The organism is Neisseria sp. HMSC15G01 (assembly GCF_001808255.1).
GTDB classification, from domain to species: Bacteria; Pseudomonadota; Gammaproteobacteria; order Burkholderiales; family Neisseriaceae; genus Neisseria; species Neisseria subflava_A.
The window spans coordinates 252,519-270,161 of the sequence record NZ_KV792686.1 but is presented as its reverse complement, the minus strand read 5'-3'; the positions used below and the strand labels follow the sequence as shown (position 1 = coordinate 270,161).

Annotated in this window: 14 protein-coding genes, 1 tRNA gene and 1 pseudogene; 7 read left to right on the top strand and 9 right to left on the bottom strand. The window is 49.2% G+C overall.

Going from position 1 to position 17,643, the window contains the following annotated elements; genetic code table 11:
- Positions 1 to 7 precede the first annotated feature (7 nt).
- Positions 8 to 490 (bottom strand): FKBP-type peptidyl-prolyl cis-trans isomerase, encoded by a 483-nt coding sequence (locus tag HMPREF3139_RS07695; RefSeq protein ID WP_070461453.1) that lies wholly within the window; start codon positions 488 to 490, stop codon positions 8 to 10.
- A gap of 508 nt (positions 491 to 998) precedes the next feature.
- On the opposite strand from HMPREF3139_RS07695, the gene HMPREF3139_RS07690 reads away from it, so the two are divergent.
- Both HMPREF3139_RS07690 and HMPREF3139_RS07685 read left to right on the top strand, forming a co-directional pair.
- Positions 999 to 1,253 (top strand): hypothetical protein, encoded by a 255-nt coding sequence (locus tag HMPREF3139_RS07690; RefSeq protein WP_070461452.1) that lies wholly within the window; start codon positions 999 to 1,001, stop codon positions 1,251 to 1,253.
- A 95-nt stretch (positions 1,254 to 1,348) separates the two neighbouring features.
- On the top strand, positions 1,349 to 2,722 hold the full coding sequence (locus HMPREF3139_RS07685) for an FAD-binding oxidoreductase (protein WP_070461451.1): 1,374 nt from the start codon (positions 1,349 to 1,351) through the stop codon (positions 2,720 to 2,722).
- A 55-nt stretch (positions 2,723 to 2,777) separates the two neighbouring features.
- Here HMPREF3139_RS07685 and HMPREF3139_RS07680 read toward each other — a convergent pair whose 3' ends face one another.
- Positions 2,778 to 3,608 (bottom strand): symmetrical bis(5'-nucleosyl)-tetraphosphatase, encoded by an 831-nt coding sequence (locus HMPREF3139_RS07680; RefSeq protein WP_070461450.1) that lies wholly within the window; start codon positions 3,606 to 3,608, stop codon positions 2,778 to 2,780.
- 69 nt (positions 3,609 to 3,677) lie between these two features.
- On the bottom strand, positions 3,678 to 4,067 hold the full coding sequence (locus tag HMPREF3139_RS07675; RefSeq protein WP_003746001.1) for a RidA family protein: 390 nt from the start codon (positions 4,065 to 4,067) through the stop codon (positions 3,678 to 3,680).
- A 170-nt stretch (positions 4,068 to 4,237) separates the two neighbouring features.
- Between HMPREF3139_RS07675 and yaaA the strand changes: the two genes are divergently transcribed.
- Positions 4,238 to 5,017: a peroxide stress protein YaaA gene (gene yaaA / locus HMPREF3139_RS07670; RefSeq protein WP_070461517.1), complete on the top strand. Its 780-nt coding sequence runs from the start codon at positions 4,238 to 4,240 to the stop codon at positions 5,015 to 5,017.
- Between the two features lie 79 nt (positions 5,018 to 5,096).
- Positions 5,097 to 5,187 (top strand) — tRNA-Ser (locus HMPREF3139_RS07665).
- Between the two features lie 242 nt (positions 5,188 to 5,429).
- Here HMPREF3139_RS07665 and HMPREF3139_RS11270 read toward each other — a convergent pair.
- Positions 5,430 to 5,639 (bottom strand): annotated as a pseudogene (locus tag HMPREF3139_RS11270) (IS30 family transposase); the annotation flags it as partial.
- Positions 5,640 to 5,833: 194 nt separating this feature from the next.
- Here HMPREF3139_RS11270 and HMPREF3139_RS07660 point away from each other — a divergent pair.
- A complete protein-coding gene (locus HMPREF3139_RS07660; protein WP_070461449.1) occupies positions 5,834 to 7,111 on the top strand; it encodes an O-acetylhomoserine aminocarboxypropyltransferase/cysteine synthase family protein in 1,278 nt (425 codons plus the stop codon).
- A gap of 84 nt (positions 7,112 to 7,195) precedes the next feature.
- Here HMPREF3139_RS07660 and HMPREF3139_RS07655 read toward each other — a convergent pair whose 3' ends face one another.
- The 5 genes from HMPREF3139_RS07655 to HMPREF3139_RS07635 all read right to left on the bottom strand — a co-directional run bounded on the left by HMPREF3139_RS07655 (position 7,196) and on the right by HMPREF3139_RS07635 (position 14,449).
- The gene (locus HMPREF3139_RS07655; protein WP_070461448.1) at positions 7,196 to 8,800 is read right to left on the bottom strand and encodes an ABC transporter ATP-binding protein; all 1,605 of its coding nucleotides are present in this window, start codon (positions 8,798 to 8,800) and stop codon (positions 7,196 to 7,198) included.
- Between the two features lie 24 nt (positions 8,801 to 8,824).
- A complete protein-coding gene (oppC, locus tag HMPREF3139_RS07650; RefSeq protein WP_003683112.1) occupies positions 8,825 to 9,733 on the bottom strand; it encodes an oligopeptide ABC transporter permease OppC in 909 nt (302 codons plus the stop codon).
- A 72-nt stretch (positions 9,734 to 9,805) separates the two neighbouring features.
- Positions 9,806 to 10,726, bottom strand: coding sequence for an oligopeptide ABC transporter permease OppB (oppB, locus tag HMPREF3139_RS07645; RefSeq protein WP_036472303.1), 921 nt, complete (start codon positions 10,724 to 10,726; stop codon positions 9,806 to 9,808).
- 231 nt (positions 10,727 to 10,957) lie between these two features.
- Positions 10,958 to 12,754: an aminopeptidase P family protein gene (locus HMPREF3139_RS07640; protein ID WP_070461447.1), complete on the bottom strand. Its 1,797-nt coding sequence runs from the start codon at positions 12,752 to 12,754 to the stop codon at positions 10,958 to 10,960.
- A 75-nt stretch (positions 12,755 to 12,829) separates the two neighbouring features.
- Entirely contained in the window at positions 12,830 to 14,449 is a 1,620-nt protein-coding gene (locus HMPREF3139_RS07635) for an ABC transporter substrate-binding protein (RefSeq protein WP_070461446.1), read from the bottom strand.
- Positions 14,450 to 14,774: 325 nt separating this feature from the next.
- On the opposite strand from HMPREF3139_RS07635, the gene HMPREF3139_RS07630 reads away from it, so the two are divergent.
- Positions 14,775 to 15,845: a porin gene (locus HMPREF3139_RS07630; RefSeq protein WP_070461445.1), complete on the top strand. Its 1,071-nt coding sequence runs from the start codon at positions 14,775 to 14,777 to the stop codon at positions 15,843 to 15,845.
- 124 nt (positions 15,846 to 15,969) lie between these two features.
- Positions 15,970 to 17,487 carry a polyamine aminopropyltransferase gene (locus HMPREF3139_RS07625; protein ID WP_349267094.1) on the top strand — a complete coding sequence of 506 codons (1,518 nt, stop codon included), beginning with the start codon at positions 15,970 to 15,972 and terminating at the stop codon, positions 17,485 to 17,487.
- Positions 17,488 to 17,643: the final 156 nt, after the last annotated feature.

The following is a 17,643-nucleotide window of genomic DNA, read 5'->3' as shown; positions in this document are numbered from 1 at the left end:
AGCCTGATTAGTGGTGGTGATGACCGTGCGGGCCATGTACGTGGCCGTGGGCAATTTCTTCCTCAGTCGCATCGCGCACACCTTCAACGGTCGCTTTGAACAATACTTTCATACCGGCCAAAGGATGGTTGCCGTCTACTACGGCTTTACCATCGGCAACATCGGTTACACGATAAATCAATACATCGCCTGTTTCCGGATCATCGGCTTCAAACATCATGCCAACTTCAACTTCAACAGGGAATACACTTACATCTTCAATGCGTACCAGCTCAGGATCTTGTTCGCCGAAAGCATCCTCAGGGGACAAAGCCACTTCAACGGTATCGCCTACATTTTTGCCGTGCAACGCTTCTTCCACTAAAGGGAAAATACCGTCATAACCGCCATGCAGGTAAGCAATCGGCTCTTCGGTTTTGTCCAACAACTGGTTGTTTGCATCGTACATTTCATAATGCAGGGAAACTACGGAATTTTTAACAATAGACATCATGTCATCCTTAATCAATATTTAAAAGTCAAGTTCAGGCTATTCTATCACAGCTGTAACTAAACAATCGGTTTACCTTAAACAAATACTTTTGGTGAACACAACAAAACCGAAAAAGTCCATATAAAAAACAAAATTGAATGATTCCAATCCATAAAAGTTGCTTTTTCACAACACAAAGTTGCTAAATTACAAAAAAATCCCCAAACGCAAAAACATTCCAAACCCTTAAATCCAACAACAGTTAAAAATAATCAAGCTATTGAATACAAATGATTTTTAAAATTTTCATTAATTATGAATATTTTTAGATTATTTTTTACCTACTCCCCTGATTTACATTATTTTCGCTAATTTTGTATTGATTTTAGTATGCAAACGGTTAAGCAACGTTGCATTGACCAATCCCGTGGGGCATAATAACGAAAAATTCAGCAATGAATTTCTACTGTACAGGCCGTTTGACGGCTATTTTTAGTTTAAATCGATTTAAAAAAGGTTCTTAAAAATGAAAAAATCTCTGTTCGCTGCTGCTTTGTTGTCTTTAGCTTTGGCCGCTTGTGGCGGTGCTGATAAAGCTGCTGAAACTGCTGCTTCTGCCGCTTCTGCTGCTTCTGAAGCCGCTGCATCTGCTACTGAAGCTGCTGCTTCTGCTGCTTCTGCTACCGAAGCTGCTGCTACTGAAGCCGCTGCTTCTGCTACCGAAGCTGCTGCTTCTGCTACTGAAGCCGCTGCTTCTGCTGCTTCTGAAGCTGCTAAATAATATTCTTTTGAATATAAGAAAAGCAGGATACCATTGCGTATCCTGCTTTTTTACATTCTTCATACTCCCTTTCCCGACTTTTCCGCCTGACTGCCATGCACCTTCACGACCGTTTTGCTGAGTTTCTTTCCACCTCTGAAATCATCGAAGCCACTCCGGCCTTGTTAAACGACCAACGTCGCCGTTTTGTTTCTTCGCCGGATATTGTCTTACAGCCGAACTCTGTCGAAAGCGTGCAGAAAATCATGCGTTTCTGTTTTGAAAACCGCATCCGCGTAACCCCGCAAGGCGGCAATACCGGATTATGCGGCGCAACGGTAACCACCGAAGGTGTACTGCTCAACCTCTCCAAGCTCAACCGCATCCGCGATATCAACCTTGCGGACAACAGCATGACGGTTGAAGCAGGCGTGATTTTGCAAAATGCTCAGAAGGCAGCAGCCGAAGCCGGACGACTGTTTCCACTCAGCCTTGCCAGCGAAGGCTCTTGCCAAATCGGCGGCAATATCGCCTGTAATGCCGGCGGTTTAAATGTCTTGCGTTACGGCAGCATGCGTGATTTGGTATTGGGTTTGGAAGTCGTTTTACCAAACGGCGAACTGGTTTCCCACCTTCAGCCCCTGCACAAAAACACGACTGGCTACGACTTGCGCCATCTTTTTATCGGCAGCGAAGGAACATTGGGTATCATTACCGCCGCCACACTCAAACTCTTTGCCCAGCCCAAAACCAAAGCGACCGCATGGGTAGGTTTAGACGATATTGAATCCGCAGTCTCGCTTTTGACTGCGGTGCAAGGCCATTTTGCCGAGCGCTTGACCAGCTTCGAGCTGATCAGCCGCTTTGCCCTCGATTTATCTTCGGAATTCAGCCAACTCAAAAAGCCTGCCGATGCGGAATGGCATATTTTGATTGAACTTGCAGACTCTGTTCCCGATGCGGGACTGGATGAAAAGCTTGCCGAATTTCTCTATCAAAGCGGATGGGAAAACAGCATTTTGGCGCAATCCGAGCAAGAGCGCTCCGACTTATGGGCCTTGCGTGAAAATATTTCCGCTTCCCAACGCAAACTCGGCACCAGCATCAAACACGACATCGCCGTCCCTATCGCCCAAGTGGCCGCCTTTGTCCGCCAATGCGCCCCTGCCTTGGAAACCCGTTTTCCCGGCATAAAAATTGTCTGCTTCGGACATTTAGGCGACGGCAGCCTGCATTACAATACATTCCTGCCCAACGTATTGAGTAACGAAGCCTACCAATACGAAGACGCCGTCAATACCATCGTTTATGAAAACATCCTTGCCTGCCACGGTACGATTGCCGCGGAACACGGCGTAGGCATCATCAAGAAACATTGGCTGCCCCGTGTGCGTACGCAAGCCGAACTCGTTCTGATGCATGCCATCAAAAATCAGCTCGACCCTTATGGCATTATGAATCCGGACAAACTCCTGCCTTCTCTGGATTAACAAAATACGAAAAGGCCGTCTGAAACATTTCAGACGGCCTTTTATCTTATCCAAACTATTTCAATGCCGTTTTCCAATCCAATCCGCCCAAGGACGGTACCTGTATCACTTCATTGGTATCCAAATTGACCGCTGTCAGCTCTCCGCCCCACAACGCGCCGGTATCCAAAGCGATAACCTGATCGGTATTAACGTAGCCCAATGACGACCAATGTCCGAACACGGTAATATAATCCAAATTCTGCCTATCGGGCGCTTTAAACCAAGGGCGCAGGTAAAGCGGCATTTTTTTCAGAGTGGATTTATATTCGTAATCCAATTCGCCTTTGTACGTCAGCGCACGCATACGGGTAAAGACGTTGATAATCATGCGTAGGCGCTCATAGCCTGTCAAATCGTCCGTCCACTCGGTCGGCTTGTTGCCGTACATTTTGCCAAAAAATTTCCTGTATTTTTTACCTTGCAATTCAGCCTCAGCTTCTCTGGCAAGGCTTTCGGCTTTATCAACCGACCATTGCGGCAAAATACCGGCATGCACCATTACATGCCTGTCGCCGCGTACCAAAAGCGGTTGATGACGCAGCCAGTCAAGCATGGCATGACTATCAGGATGGGTCAAAATCGGCTCAACCGTATCACTGCGCTTGAGCGTTCCTTCACCGCAACCGACTGCCAAAAGATGTAAATCATGATTGCCCAAAACCATTTGCACACTGCTGTCATGCTCTTTGGCAAATTTCAGGGTTTCCAAGGACTTCGGGCCGCGATTGACAATATCGCCGACCAGCCAAAGGGTGTCCGTACCATGATTAAAGCCGATTTTGGCAAGCAACAAAGTCAGCTCGTCAAAACAGCCTTGAATATCTCCGATTGCGTAATGTGCCATTATTATTGTTTTCCGTTGTTATTCTTTTCAGACGGCCTCAAGCCCAGCCCAGGCCGTCTGAAACATCAATTATGCGTTTAAAACCAATACTGCTTCCGCTTCAACCTGAACGCCTTTAGGCAGGCTGGCTACGCCAACCGCCGCGCGCGCAGGGAAAGGTTGTTCGATAAATTCAGCCATCACTTCATTGAACACGGCAAAGTTGGCCAAATCGGTCAAATAAGCATTGAGTTTGACGATATCGTTCAAAGAACCGCCGGCCGCTTCGGCTACGGCTTGCAGGTTTTTAAATACTTGCACTGCTTCGGCGCGGAAGTCGCCATTGCCGACCACAGTCATCGTAGCCGGATCCAAAGGAATCTGACCGCTCATATAAACCGTATCGCCTGCGCGGACTGCTTGGCTGTATGCGCCAATCGCGGCAGGGGCTTTGTCAGTATGGATAATGGTTTTAGACATGATATTCTCCTCAAATAGAAATGTCAGAAACAGGGGGAAGCTTCGAATTTTACTTTCAACAGAAATACGTTTCAATAAAAGCATTCAATTAATGCGTTTCTCCCGTCTTGTTCTTCCTCGATTTTAAACCTACAATCCCACACATTATTCATTTCAAAGCCGAAATTATTATGTTTTTTGTCTTATCCCCAGCCAAAAACCTCAACGAAAAAGACCCCTCCCCCATCAGCAGCTTTACCCTGCCCGACCTTCTGCCCGAAGCAGAAATCCTGATGCAGGAGTTGCGCCAGCTTGCCCCTCAACAAATCGCCGAACTGATGCATGTTTCCGACAAAATCGCCCTGCTCAACGCCGAACGCAATGCCGTATGGCACACGCCGTTTACCCCTGAAAACGCCAAACAGGCCGTATTTATGTTCAACGGCGACGTCTATGAAGGCATCGCCGCCAATACGCTCAAACCGGAACAAATCGACTACCTGCAACAACACGTCCGCCTGCTCTCCGGCTTATACGGCGTACTGCGCCCGCTCGACTTGATGCAACCCTACCGCTTGGAAATGGGCACAGCCTTTGCCAACTCACGCGGCAAAAACCTCTACGAATTTTGGGGCGATAAAATCACCGACCTACTCAACCAAACGCTGAAGCAGGCCGATAGCGACGTTTTAATCAACCTCGCCTCACAAGAATATTTCAAATCTGTCAACACCAAAAAACTCAACGCACGCCTGATTACACCGATTTTCAAAGACGAGAAAAACGGCAAATACAAAATCATCAGCTTCTACGCCAAACGTGCGCGCGGTTTGATGGTGCGCTACGCGGCAGAACACGGCATTACCGAGCCTGAAATGCTCAAAAATTTCGACTACGAGGGCTATTCATTCAATGAAGCAGCTTCAAACGAAGCCGAATGGATATTCATGCGTGAAGAACAATCCAAATAAAAACAGAATCCTAGATATTTTTTCTAAAATACCTCTTGATAAAGACCGTAAGTTCCATTAATATTACGGCTTCAAGAATGGAAGCGTGGCAGAGCGGTTTAATGCAACGGTCTTGAAAACCGTCGAGGGTTGATAGCCCTCCGTGAGTTCGAATCTCACCGCTTCCGCCATTCTTAATATTTTTTTATCTAGTGAAAATGAAATGCGAGACTTGATGATTCAAGTCTTTTTTATTTTCAAATCCAAAGAATCCCGTAAAGGCCGTCTGAAACTTTCTATAACATAGTTTCAGACGGCCTAATACCTTTGAAATCCCCCAAATCCCTAAAGCCCCACCCAGACATTTAAGAATTTGGGGGAATTTTCAAAGGTATTTACTTTTCTAATCTTTGCCGTCAAGGGTATCGGCCTACCTATCACCAATGCAGAATTTTTGCTCGACCATGGAGGGGCGTTTTCTATGCAGACGCGATCGTGCATTTTGCCTTAGAGCCATGTGCCGCCGTATCGTTTGCAGTAGGGTTGCTGCATATTCCAAGATGTTGCCACAGAGTACTGCCGTTGCTTTCATCTTGAGAAGGTCGCGGTAAACGGCATTATGATGGGGTGTCATTCGATGATGGTGTGGTGGTAGGACAGGTCTTGAATGTGGTATCGTTCTTCTTGGGTCAGTTGCGTGTCGCTCATGGTAATCTTTCTTATAGGAAAGGCCGTATATTGCTGCATCCAAACTTTTCCATTATAGAAAGTTTGCCCTTCAAATCCGTTACTACTGGCCTCTATTTATCATTATTTAATCGCTACAAGGATATTTAAATGAAACGGGAAACCATTGCCCTGCATGCAGGCTATCAATCCGAACCAACTACCAAATCCGCTGCTGTCCCCATTTACCAAACCACTTCCTACACTTTCGACAACACGCAACACGGCGCAGACTTGTTCAATCTTGATGTAGCGGGCAATATCTACACCCGTATGATGAATCCGACCACTGCCGTTTTGGAAGAACGCGTTGCCCGTTTGGAAGGCGGTATCGCCGCATTGGCTGTCGCCAGCGGTATGGCGGCAATTACCTATGCCGTTCAAACCTTGGTTGAAGCAGGCGACAACATCATCGCAACCAAAACGCTCTACGGCGGCACTTACAATTTCTTTGCCCACAGCCTGCCGCGCCAAGGCATAGAAGTACGCTTTATCGATCCGGCCAAACCCGAAGAAATTGCTGCCAATACCGACAGCCGCACCAAACTGGTGTATTGCGAATCTATCGGCAATCCCGCCATCAATGTCGTTGATATTCCAGCATTCGCACAAGCCGCGCACGCTCAAGGGCTGCCACTGATGGTGGACAACACCGTTGCTACGCCCACATTGTTCCGCCCGATCGAGCACGGTGCCGACATTGTTATCCAATCCTTGACCAAATACATCGGCGGTCACGGTACAACGATTGGCGGTGCCATTATCGACGGCGGCAAATTCCAATGGGCAGGCAATCCGCGCTTTGAAAAAACTTTCAATCAGCCTGATCCGTCTTACCACGGCATAAACTACTGCGAACATTTTGGTGCAGCCGCCTACATTGCCCGCGCTCGCGTCGTCCCATTGCGTAATACCGGTGCCGCCCTGTCTCCGCACAGCGCATTTTTACTGCTTCAAGGTTTGGAAACCCTCGCCCTGCGTATGGAACGTCATTGCGAAAACGCCCTAAAAGTAGCCGAATTCTTAAAGAAACATCCGCGGGTCGAATGGGTGAACTATCCTGCACTGCCTGACAGTCCGTATAAAGCTTTGATTGACCGCGACTACGGCGGAAAAGCCTCAGGTTTGCTGAGTTTTGGTATTAAAGGCGGCCGTGAAGCCGGCGCGAAATTCATTGACGCACTGCAACTCTTCCTGCGTTTGGTGAATATCGGCGATGCCAAATCGCTGGCTACCCATCCTGCCACAACGACCCACCGTCAGCTTGACGATGCAGAACTCGCCGCAGCAGGCGTCAGCCCCGACATGGTACGCCTGAGCGTCGGTATCGAGCATATCGATGATTTGCTTGCCGACTTGGCGCAGGCATTGGATGCCGCACAGGCATAGGCAATAGCAGCGCTAATTAGATGAAAAAAGCCTCCGCTTAAAAAGGCCGTCTGAAAATTTCTTTTCAGACGGCCTTTTCCTTTTCTACAAATCAAATGCGGCGTTAATCAAACGTTTGGTGTAATCGTTTTGCGGATGGTAGAAAATCTGATCCGCGCTGCCGTACTCAACCATTTCGCCCTGCTTCATCACAATCACATTATCACTGACAGCGCGCACGACAGACAAATCATGACTGATGAACATATAAGTCAGGCCGTATTTCTTCTGCAAGTCGCGCAAAAGTTCGACCACTTTGGATTGTACGGAGCGGTCAAGTGCAGAGGTCGGCTCGTCCAAAAGGATGAATTTCGGGCGCAGGATAACGGCGCGTGCAATAGCGATACGCTGACGCTGGCCACCGGAGAATTCATGCGGATAGCGGTTGAGCGCATCAAGCGGCAGGGACACTTCCTTCATGACTTCCAAAACGCGTTGGATACGTTCTTTTTTGGTCATTTCAGGATGATGAACCGTCAAACCTTCGCCAATAATCTCACCAACGGTCAGGCGTGGGGAAAGCGAACCGAACGGATCTTGGAACACAATTTGCCGTTGCGATTTCAGACGGCGTGCTTCTTCGGCGGTATAGTTTTTCAGGTCTTTGCCTTCAAAGGAAATATGGCCGGTATAAGGCAGCATCTGCATGACGGCTTTGCCCAGCGTGGATTTGCCGGAACCGGACTCGCCGACGACGCCCAATGTTTCGCCTTCTTTAATTTTGAGGCTGATGCCTTTGACGGCGTCAAAAGTTTTGAGCGGCTTTCCGAAAAAGTTTTGCTTCAATACGAAAGAAACATTGACATTATCGGCATCGATTAACACACCGGCGTTGTTTTCTTCCGGCTCTTTCATGCCTTTTGGAATGGCATTGATGAGTTCGGCGGTATATTCGTGTTTCGGATGAGCAAATACTTCTTTGATTTTGCCGCGCTCGACAATTTCACCGTTACGCATAACGCAGACGGTTTTGGAATAGTGTTCCGCCAAACCCAAATCGTGGGTAATGAAGATAATCGCCATGCCCATTTGCTGTTGCAAATCGTGGAGCAAATCGAGAATTTCGGCTTGAATGGTCACATCCAAAGCTGTGGTCGGCTCATCGGCAATCAACAGGTCAGGTTCATTAATGAGTGCCATGGCAATCATAATGCGTTGCAGCTGACCGCCGGAAAACTCGTGAGGATATTGTTTCATGCGGCGCTCGGCTTCTTTGATGCCCACACGCTCCAGCAATGCCAATGCTTTTTGTCCTGCTTCTTTTTTGCCGAGCTTTCTATTGTGCACACGCGCCGCTTCAATCAGTTGCGCACCGATACGCATAAACGGATTGAGCGAGGTCATCGGCTCTTGGAAAATCACGCTGATGCGGTTGCCGCGCAAATCACGCAGGGTTTTCTCATCGGCATCCAAAATGGAAATGCCGTCAAAAGTAATGCGCGAATCTTTGCTGTATCGGGCAAATTTCTCAGGCAGCAGGCGCATAACGGACATAGATGTTACAGACTTGCCCGAGCCGGATTCGCCGACCAAAGCCAATGTTTCGCCCTCTGCCACTTTAAAGCTGACATTACGCACGGCGTGCACGTTTTTTTCATGCAATTCAAAATTGATGTCCAGATTTTCTACAACCAGTAACTGTTTTGTCATTTTGATTATCCTTTTGGTTGCGGTTTAGCGGTCTTTCGGGTCGAGCGCATCGCGCAGGCCGTCGCCGATAAAGTTGAAACAGAACAAAGTGGTTACCAAGAAGAAACTCGGCACGAGCAGCTGCCATGGTGCAGCTTCCATAGAAATCGCGCCTTCTTGCAACATCGAACCCCAACTGGTCATCGGCTCTTGCACGCCCAAGCCCAAGAAGCTCAAGAAAGATTCAAACATAATCATGCCCGGCACCAGCAAAGAGGCATACACCATCACCACGCCCAAAACATTCGGAATAATGTGGCGCGTCACGATTTTACGTTTTGCCACGCCGCTCACACGCGCCGCTTCGACAAACTCTTTATGCTTCAAGCTCAAGGTTTGACCGCGCACGATACGCGCCACGTCCAACCAAGACACCAAACCCACGGCGGCAAAAATCAAAAGCAAGTTGCGGCCAAAGAACGTGGTCAGCAGAATCACGAAAAACATAAACGGAAACGCGTTCAAAATTTCCAAAAAGCGCATCATCAGCGAATCGAGCTTACCGCCGATAAAGCCGGCAATCGCACCATAAAGCGTACCGATGACAACAGCCACCAATGCGCCGGCCACACCGACCAGCAAGGAAATACGTCCGCCGGTTGCCGCACGCGACAACAAATCGCGGCCGAGCAAGTCCGTACCCAGATAGTGATGGGTAGAAAAGGACGGCGGAATCTGCATATTGTCCCAGTCGGTAAAGTCGTAGGTGTAGCGGACAATCCATGGCGCCACAATCACAAAAATGCTGATCAGCAACAGGATGATAATGCTGTACACCGCCGCTTTGTTTTGTTTAAAACGCCGCCATGCGTCACTCCACAGGCTTTTGCCGTGTACTTGGGCGTATTCTGCTGCCTCTGCGAGGGCCTGAGTCTGCTTCTTTTTAAATAACATAATGTTCTCTCTCGCTTTTTATTCTTTCTTCAGGCCGTCTGAACATTTCAGACGGCCTTTGCGCAAATGGGATTAATAACGGATTTTCGGGTCAATAATGGCATACAGAATATCGAGGATGGCGTTGAACAAAATGGTCATGATGCCGACCAAAATCGTCAAACCCAAAATCATGCCGTAGTCACGGTTAAGCGCGCCGTTGACAAATAATTGTCCGACGCCGGGAATACCGAACACGTTTTCAATCACAATGGAGCCGGTAATGATGCCGACGAATGCCGGACCTAAGAAAGAAACAATCGGCAGCATGGCGGGACGCAGCGCATGGCGCAGGATGATGCGGCTCATGGGCAGGCCTTTGGCGCGTGCCGTGCGGATAAAGGGGCTGTTCAATACTTCGATCATCGCGCCGCGCGTAATCCGCGCGATACTGGACACATAACCGATGGACAAAGTAACGACAGGCAAAATCAAGTTCATCAGTGCGCCATCGTTCCAGCCGCCTGCAGGCAGCCATTGCAGTCTGACGGCAAACACCAACACCAATACCGGCGCCATCACAAAGCTGGGAACGACGATACCAGTCATCGCACCGCTCATCAGCGAATAATCCAGCCAACTGTTTTGTTTTAAGGCGGCGATGATGCCGATAAACATACCGAAGATGGCGGCAATCAAAAAGGCGTAGAAGCCAAGTTCTGCCGATACCGGCAGGGATTGGGCAAGCAACTCATTAACGCTGAAATCTTTATATTTGAACGACGGCCCCAAATCTCCCTGTGCCAACTGCTTGAGGTAGTGGAAATATTGGAGGTACATCGGATCATTGAGGTGGTATTTGGCTTCGATGTTGGCCATGACCGCAGGCGGCAAATTGCGTTCACCTGTGAACGGGCTGCCCGGTGCAAGCCGCATCAGGAAAAAAGATACGGTAATCAACACCAGCATGGTCGGGATGGAAGCACATATCCGTTTGATGATGAATTTCAACATAATCAGGCTGTCCTGTCTGAACATACCGGACTCGTGAAAACAAGCTGACCTGAAGCGGAAATCGGATGAATGGCAGCAGGCATCTGTAACGTCGCCGCGCCGGTTTCTCTCTCTATTCCGACCGGGTTATTGTTTTTATTCGGAGTCGGGTAAGGTTTTTTAGTTTTTAGATAATTGTTGTTATAAGGCCGTCTGAAACTTTGTATCCGCCGTTTCAGACGGCCTTTCACGTTAACGCGCCAAAGGTTCGGTGCGTTCAATCAGCCATGCTTTGGCCGCGCCTTCTGTCAAAGGCTCGAGACGGCGGCGCACTTCAGCGTGATATTGGTTCAGCCATTCGATTTCGCTGCCGGTCATCAGTTTGGTATCGATAAGGCGCGTATCGATTGGGCAGAGGGTAACAGTTTCAAAATACAGGAATTTGCCGAACTCGGTTTCCTCTGGGTTTTCAACCGGACGGTTGATTACCAAACTTTCGATACGGATACCCCATTTGCCCGGACGGTAAAGACCCGGCTCGTTGGAAGTCAGCATGCCTGACTTCATCGCGTGATGCGGTTGCGGCACGGCGGCAACGGCAATGCTTTGCGGACCTTCATGCACATTGAGGAAATAGCCCACGCCATGACCTGTACCGTGACCGTAATCGCATTGTGCCTGCCAGAGCGATTTGCGGCAGATGGCATCAATCATCGGGCCTTTGATGTTTTCAGGGAAAATGGTTTCCGCCAGAGAAATATGCGCTTTCAACACCAAAGTGTAATCGCGCTTCATGGCCGCACTCGGATTGCCAACAGGCACCACGCGCGTAATGTCGGTCGTACCGCCCCAGTATTGGCCGCCGGAATCAATCAGCAGCATACCGTCGCCTTTGATTTTGCTGTTGTTTTCCGGTGTCGCGCTGTAATGAGGCAAGGCGGCATTGGCATTGTAGCCGGCGATGGTGTCGAAACTTGGCGAAATAAAGCCGGGACGTTGGCTGCGGTGTTTGTAGAGCATGCCGTCGATGTCCAGCTCGCTCAATTCGCCGCCGTCTGCCAAGATTTGTTCAAACTCGGCAAAGAAGCCGCACAATGCCGCGCCGTCTTCCGCCATGGTATTGCGGATATGGGCGATGTCGGCATCGGATTTAACCGATTTGAAGAATGTGCTTGGGTGGATGGCTTCAATCAAACGGACGTCTTCAGGCAGGCGGCGCAAAGTACCGACGGCGGTTTTGTTCGGATCAATCAGCAATGCGCCCTTAACACTTGCCAAGTAATCCGCCGCTTGCGCATAAGGCAATACTTCAAAACCTGCCACTTTCAAGGCTTCGGCAGATTCGGCTTTCAGACGGCCTGCATCGGTAAACAATACGGCTTTGTCTTGACTGATAAACAGATGGGACAAGAACACAGGGTTGAACGGCACATCATCGCCGCGCAGATTGGTAATCCAAGCGATGTCGTCCAAAGAAGAAACCAAATGCGCATCTGCGCCCTGCTCCTTCATAGCCGCACGGATACGAGCCAGTTTTTCGGCCGCAGTTTCGGAAACATAGTCGGGATGGTGAACGTAGATTTCCGGAGTCGGCAATGCAGGACGGTCGTCCCACACTTCGTCCAACAAGGTTTCAGGATATTCGAGGCGGATGTTTTTGGCGGCAAGTGCCTGTTTCAAACCGCGCTCGCCGCTGAGTGCGAACATATCGGCAGGCGCGCCGACCACTGCGCCCTCGGGCAGATTTTGTGCCAACCACTCGGTATAAGGCGCATCAACGCCCATTTTTTGCAGCTCGATGCCGTTTGGCGCAAGCTGTTGGCCTGCCTGTTCCCAATAGCGGCTATCCGTCCACACGCCTGCTTTATCGGCGGTCACCACCAAAGTGCCGGCCGAACCGGTAAAGCCGGAAAAATCACGACGTGCCTGCCAATGCTCGGGCAGGTATTCGGAAAGGTGTGGATCGGCGGAAGGAATGACAAACGCGTCCACGCCATGTTTTTTCATGGCTTCGCGTAAAGCGGACAAACGTTGTTGTACAGATTTCATGTGTTATGTCTCCTGTTGTTTCAGACAGCCTCTGTCATCAAGGCCGTCTGAAAACTTGTGCTGTCTATAATCAATCTATTTTTTCGGTGCGAACGACCAGTTCTTGACTGTGTAGTTCCGTAAAGGGTCTTTGTCGGAATAGCCGATAATATCGGGTTTGACCATACGCACTTCAACCTGATGATACAACGGAATCAGTGTAGCGTCTTCTTGAAGCTGCTTCTCCGCATCGGCATAGAGCTGGCTGCGCGCTTCCTTGCTGACGCCATCTTTCAGCGTATTGTTCATAAATGTGTCAAACGCCGCGCTTTTGTAGCGGAATGCATTGTTTGAGTTGTTGGATTTCAAAATATTGAGCATGCCCGCCGGATCGTTAAAATCGGAACACCAACCACTGAACGAAACCTTGAAATTGCCTTGCGCGCGCGTATCCAAATAAGTTTTCCATTCCTCGTTAGACAAAGTCGGACGGATAAACGGAATGGCAGCTTTCCACACCGACTGCACGGCAGTAATTTGTTTTTTGGATGCTTCGCTGGTGCTGTACAAAATATCGAACTCAAGCGGATGGTCATCGTTGTAGCCTGCTTCGTTCAACAGTTTGCGTGCGGTTTCGATGCGTTTTTCAGGCGTCCACTCTTTCCACTCCGGATAAACAGGAATCACGCCCTGCATTTGCGGCGGCGTCAATTGGAACGCAGGCGTATCGCCACGGCCACCCACTTTGACGACGATGTCGCGGCGCGTCAGCATATTGAGTGCCTTGCGGACGCGCGGATCGTTAAACGGCGCCGCTTCGTGGTTCGGCTCCAAATACCAGCTGCACAAAGAAGTTGTACGTTTCACTTGTCCCGGAAACTCAATATCCGCCACTTTGACCTGATCGCTGGGAATACCGTAAGTCACATCAATTTCATTGGCGCGATAACGGTTGTACTCGCCGCTACCTGACAAGAAAACCGCCTTCGGAATGGCCACTTTGTCTTTATCGTAATAATTGGGGTTGCGTTCCATATTGATGTGGCTGTTGACTTTCCAATCCTTTAACAGATAAGCGCCACTGGAAACATAATGACCGGGCTGCGTCCACTTGTTGCCGTATTTTTCGACAGTGGCGCGGTGCACCGGAAATGTGAATTGCTGAATCAGCATATCGGGGAAATAAGGCACGGGCGCAATCAGCGTAAATTGCAGGGTCTTCGCGTCCAATGCCTTGACGCCCAATGTCTCAGGCTTGGCTTTACCGTTTAATATATCTTCCGCATTTTCCACTTGGGCATCGACCAAATAGCTGCCGAAAGGTGCGCCGGTGGCCGGATCGGCAAGACGACGGAAGCTGTACACGAAATCTTCGGCAGTAATCGGATCTCCATTGCTCCATTTGGCATCACGCAGATGGAAGGTCCAAATACGCTCGCCCTCGCTCTCCCATTTTTCCGCCAAAGCAGGAATGGTTTTACCTTCGGCATCCGTACCGACCAAACCATCCATCAACTGACGGATAATCGCACCGGCCGCCATATCGCCGCTCATCTGAGGATCCAGCGTACCCGGCTCAACGCCGTTGCTGACCACCACGCGCTCATAATCGGTACGTTTAAATTCAGGAGCAGGCTTGACATCACGGCTGCACGCCGACAACGCGAATACGGCAGCCAATGATGCAGCCAACAGCGGATAGGTTTTTCCGGCCATATTTCATTCCTTCTTTTGGGTATTCTTCTTTTTCAGACGGCCTGATTATTCAAACTACACTTAACTACAAATATTTGAGGTTTTTAAACCCAGTTAAATCCTCTATTTCCAGATATAAAAATAGTGTTTAAAACTACCTATACCATCGAAATAAAAGCAGCCGTCCAAGATTGTTGGCAAATTAACACAAAAATACGTAACTGAAAACTATTTTTCAATTTATCCTACGATAAGTTACAAATGTATTGATTTTTTATAATTTGTCAAATAAGATTATCCGAATTTCCCGTCCCCAATTAAGAAAAAGACATAAAAGGAGAACAAAATGAACAAGTTATCTTGTTTTATTGCCACTACCCTCATCGGCTCTTCCATAAGCTTCGCCCACGCCGAACCTAAAATGAGCGGCACCATCTACATCATGACCGAGGTCGAACACAACAATAAAACCGGTGTAACCAATACAACCATTTCCGATAAAAGTTCCAGTCTTTATCTCTCCGATGAAGTACGACTCAACGACGACTTATGGCTGAAATGGCAACTTGGCTCCTTTATTTACTTCGATTCCGACCGCTGGGGCGGCTGGGGTACTGCCGACTCATACGTCGCGCTCAACAGCTACAAAAACCTTGGCACCGTCAAAATGGGTTACATCAGTACGCCCATGAACAGCATTTATCTGAACCCGTTCGACACCAACAGCCCAATTTTAGAATTCGGCAAAATTTCCCGCTTCGGCCAACGCCGTGTTTCCATGGCTTATGAGTCGCCTTGGAAAAACGGTTTCCAATTCAAATTCAACGTTTCCCCCGGTTCCAATGCCGCGCGCAACAACAATGACTGGAATCCGGACAAAAAACGTGACGGCGACTGGGTCTTCGGCTGGGGCGTGGACTACTACCACCCAAACAACGGCTTTAACGCCCACTACGCTGCCGAATACGCACCCAACGACTCCCCAACCGAACCCAAAGACTTCCAAGCCCATGCATTTATGGCCGGATACAGCAAAGACAAAATCTCCGTCGATGCCGCGTTCCAATACGCCAAAAATACTTGCGACGGCTTCAGCTGCTGGGGCGTATGGAAAGATGCGGCAGGCAACGTAGCCGGTTCTTACGACAAAGAAATCAACAACACCAAAGAATTTATGGTGTCCGGCTCATACAAAGTGGGCAATTTCAAACCTCAAATCGGCTTTGCCTACGGTAAAAGCTCTGTCGGCGAAGACTACAAACACGTCGCCGTCAGCACCGATTACAGCTTCTCCAAACGAACAACCGCCACACTCGGTGCCGGCTGGTTGAAAGAAAACGTCAATCCGAAATACGAAGAAGATTTGCCGAAAAAATCTTCTTACGCCGTGGGCATGGTATTCAAACACCGCTATTAATGCCTGACAGATTAAAGGCCGTCTGAAACAATTTGTTCAGACGGCCTTTTCTACATCCTATAATTAAACTTGCAGCCCACCTTAAAAATCATTACATTGCCCACACTCAAGCAACAAAAACGTCATCATGAATGCCCACCGCACCCTCATCATCTCCGTTTTTATCGTCGCCAGCTGCGGCCTCGCTTACGAGCTCATCATCGCCGCTCTCGCAAGCTATCTTTTGGGCGACAGTATTTTGCAGTTTTCCTCCGTCATCGGGCTTTATCTGTTTTCAATGGGTATCGGTGCCCACCTGACCCAATACATCAAAGATAAAGACGTGTTGCACCGCTTCATCGAAATCGAACTTCTGGTCGGCATCATCGGCGGCATTTCCGCGCTGGCATTATTTGTGGCCTTCGGTTTATCCGCCGCCCCGTTCCGTACCCTGCTCTACGCTTTTGTACTGATTGTCGGCATGGTTGTCGGCATGGAAATCCCGTTGGTCATGCGCGTGTTAAACCAAAAAGGGGCGGAATTTAAAGAACTCGTTTCCAAAGTCCTGACCTTCGACTACTTGGGCGCACTTGCCGTCTCCTTATTATTTCCGCTCCTGCTCGCCCCAAAACTCGGTATGGCGCGTTCAGCCTTGTTGTTTGGCATTTTCAACGCCGCCGTCGCCTATCTGACCGCGCGTGTATTCAAATCCGAATTACCCCGCTACCACGCCATCCGTACGCGTGCGTTTATCGTATTGACCGCGCTCATTACGCTCTTCGCCTACGCCGACCGCATTTCCTTCAAAGCCGAACAAAGCTATTTCGGCGATCCCGTCGTTTATCAAAGCCACTCGCCCTACCAACGGCTCGTCGTTACCCGCTGGAAAGACGACACCCGCCTCTATATCAACGGCAACCTGCAATTTTCCTCACGCGACGAAGCCCGTTACCACGAAGCACTCGTTCTGCCCGCCATGCAGATGGTTCCCAATGCCGAACGCGTCCTGATTCTCGGCGGCGGTGACGGCTTGGCGGCACGCGAAGTCTTGAAATATCCGCAGGTCAAAAATGTTACTTTGGTCGATCTCGACCCCGACATGACTGCTACTTTTAAAACCTCCGCCACCTTGAGCGCGCTCAACCAAGGCTCGCTGTCCCATCCCAAAATGCACGTCATCAACGACGATGCCGCCAAATGGCTGGAAGGGTCGTCTGAAAAATTCGACGTTATTATCATCGACCTGCCCGACCCGTCCAATTTTTCGCTGGGCAAACTCTACTCCGTCCCCATGTACCGCCTCGTTGCCCGCCATCTTGAGCCGCAGGGCAAGATTGTTGTGCAATCGACTTCGCCTTATTTCGCCCCTAACGCCTATTGGTCGGTCGTCGCCACCCTCGAAGCGGCCAAGCTGAATACCGCGCCCTATCATGTCTACGTCCCCTCCTTTGGCGAATGGGGATTTGTGCTGGCAGGGTTTGACCAAAACTTCTCCGTTCCGCAAAAATTCGACGTCCCCACCCGCTATCTCAATGCCCAGACCGCCGCCGAAATGTTCCGCTTTCCGCCCGATATGGCAAGGCGCAAGGTTGAAGCAAATTATTTGAACAACCAAATTCTCGTCAGCTATTTTGAAAGCGATTGGAACAATGTGATGCGATAGAATATCTAAAGGCCGTCTGAAACATCTGTCTTCTTTTTATCTCCGTTCAGACGGCCTCATCGCCTGTTTACCCTTTTTCACAAAGCATTTGCTTGAAAAAATAAGGTTTATCTTTATCTAGATAAAACACAATCGACACTATCCGTTGAATGAAGG

Excerpts from the sequence above, each read along its gene's own strand:
- HMPREF3139_RS07685 (WP_070461451.1), top strand. The coding sequence starts at position 1,349 with ATGCACCTTCACGACCGTTTTGCTGAGTTTCTTTCCACCTCTGAAATC.
- HMPREF3139_RS07675 (WP_003746001.1), bottom strand. The coding sequence starts at position 4,067 with ATGTCTAAAACCATTATCCATACTGACAAAGCCCCTGCCGCGATTGGC.
- oppC (WP_003683112.1), bottom strand. The coding sequence starts at position 9,733 with ATGTTATTTAAAAAGAAGCAGACTCAGGCCCTCGCAGAGGCAGCAGAA.
- HMPREF3139_RS07640 (WP_070461447.1), bottom strand. The coding sequence starts at position 12,754 with ATGAAATCTGTACAACAACGTTTGTCCGCTTTACGCGAAGCCATGAAA.
- HMPREF3139_RS07695 (WP_070461453.1), bottom strand. The coding sequence starts at position 490 with ATGTCTATTGTTAAAAATTCCGTAGTTTCCCTGCATTATGAAATGTAC.
- HMPREF3139_RS07660 (WP_070461449.1), top strand. The coding sequence starts at position 5,834 with ATGAAACGGGAAACCATTGCCCTGCATGCAGGCTATCAATCCGAACCA.
- oppB (WP_036472303.1), bottom strand. The coding sequence starts at position 10,726 with ATGTTGAAATTCATCATCAAACGGATATGTGCTTCCATCCCGACCATG.
- HMPREF3139_RS07655 (WP_070461448.1), bottom strand. The coding sequence starts at position 8,800 with ATGACAAAACAGTTACTGGTTGTAGAAAATCTGGACATCAATTTTGAA.
- HMPREF3139_RS07635 (WP_070461446.1), bottom strand. The coding sequence starts at position 14,449 with ATGGCCGGAAAAACCTATCCGCTGTTGGCTGCATCATTGGCTGCCGTA.
- HMPREF3139_RS07680 (WP_070461450.1), bottom strand. The coding sequence starts at position 3,608 with ATGGCACATTACGCAATCGGAGATATTCAAGGCTGTTTTGACGAGCTG.
- yaaA (WP_070461517.1), top strand. The coding sequence starts at position 4,238 with ATGTTTTTTGTCTTATCCCCAGCCAAAAACCTCAACGAAAAAGACCCC.
- HMPREF3139_RS07690 (WP_070461452.1), top strand. The coding sequence starts at position 999 with ATGAAAAAATCTCTGTTCGCTGCTGCTTTGTTGTCTTTAGCTTTGGCC.
- HMPREF3139_RS07630 (WP_070461445.1), top strand. The coding sequence starts at position 14,775 with ATGAACAAGTTATCTTGTTTTATTGCCACTACCCTCATCGGCTCTTCC.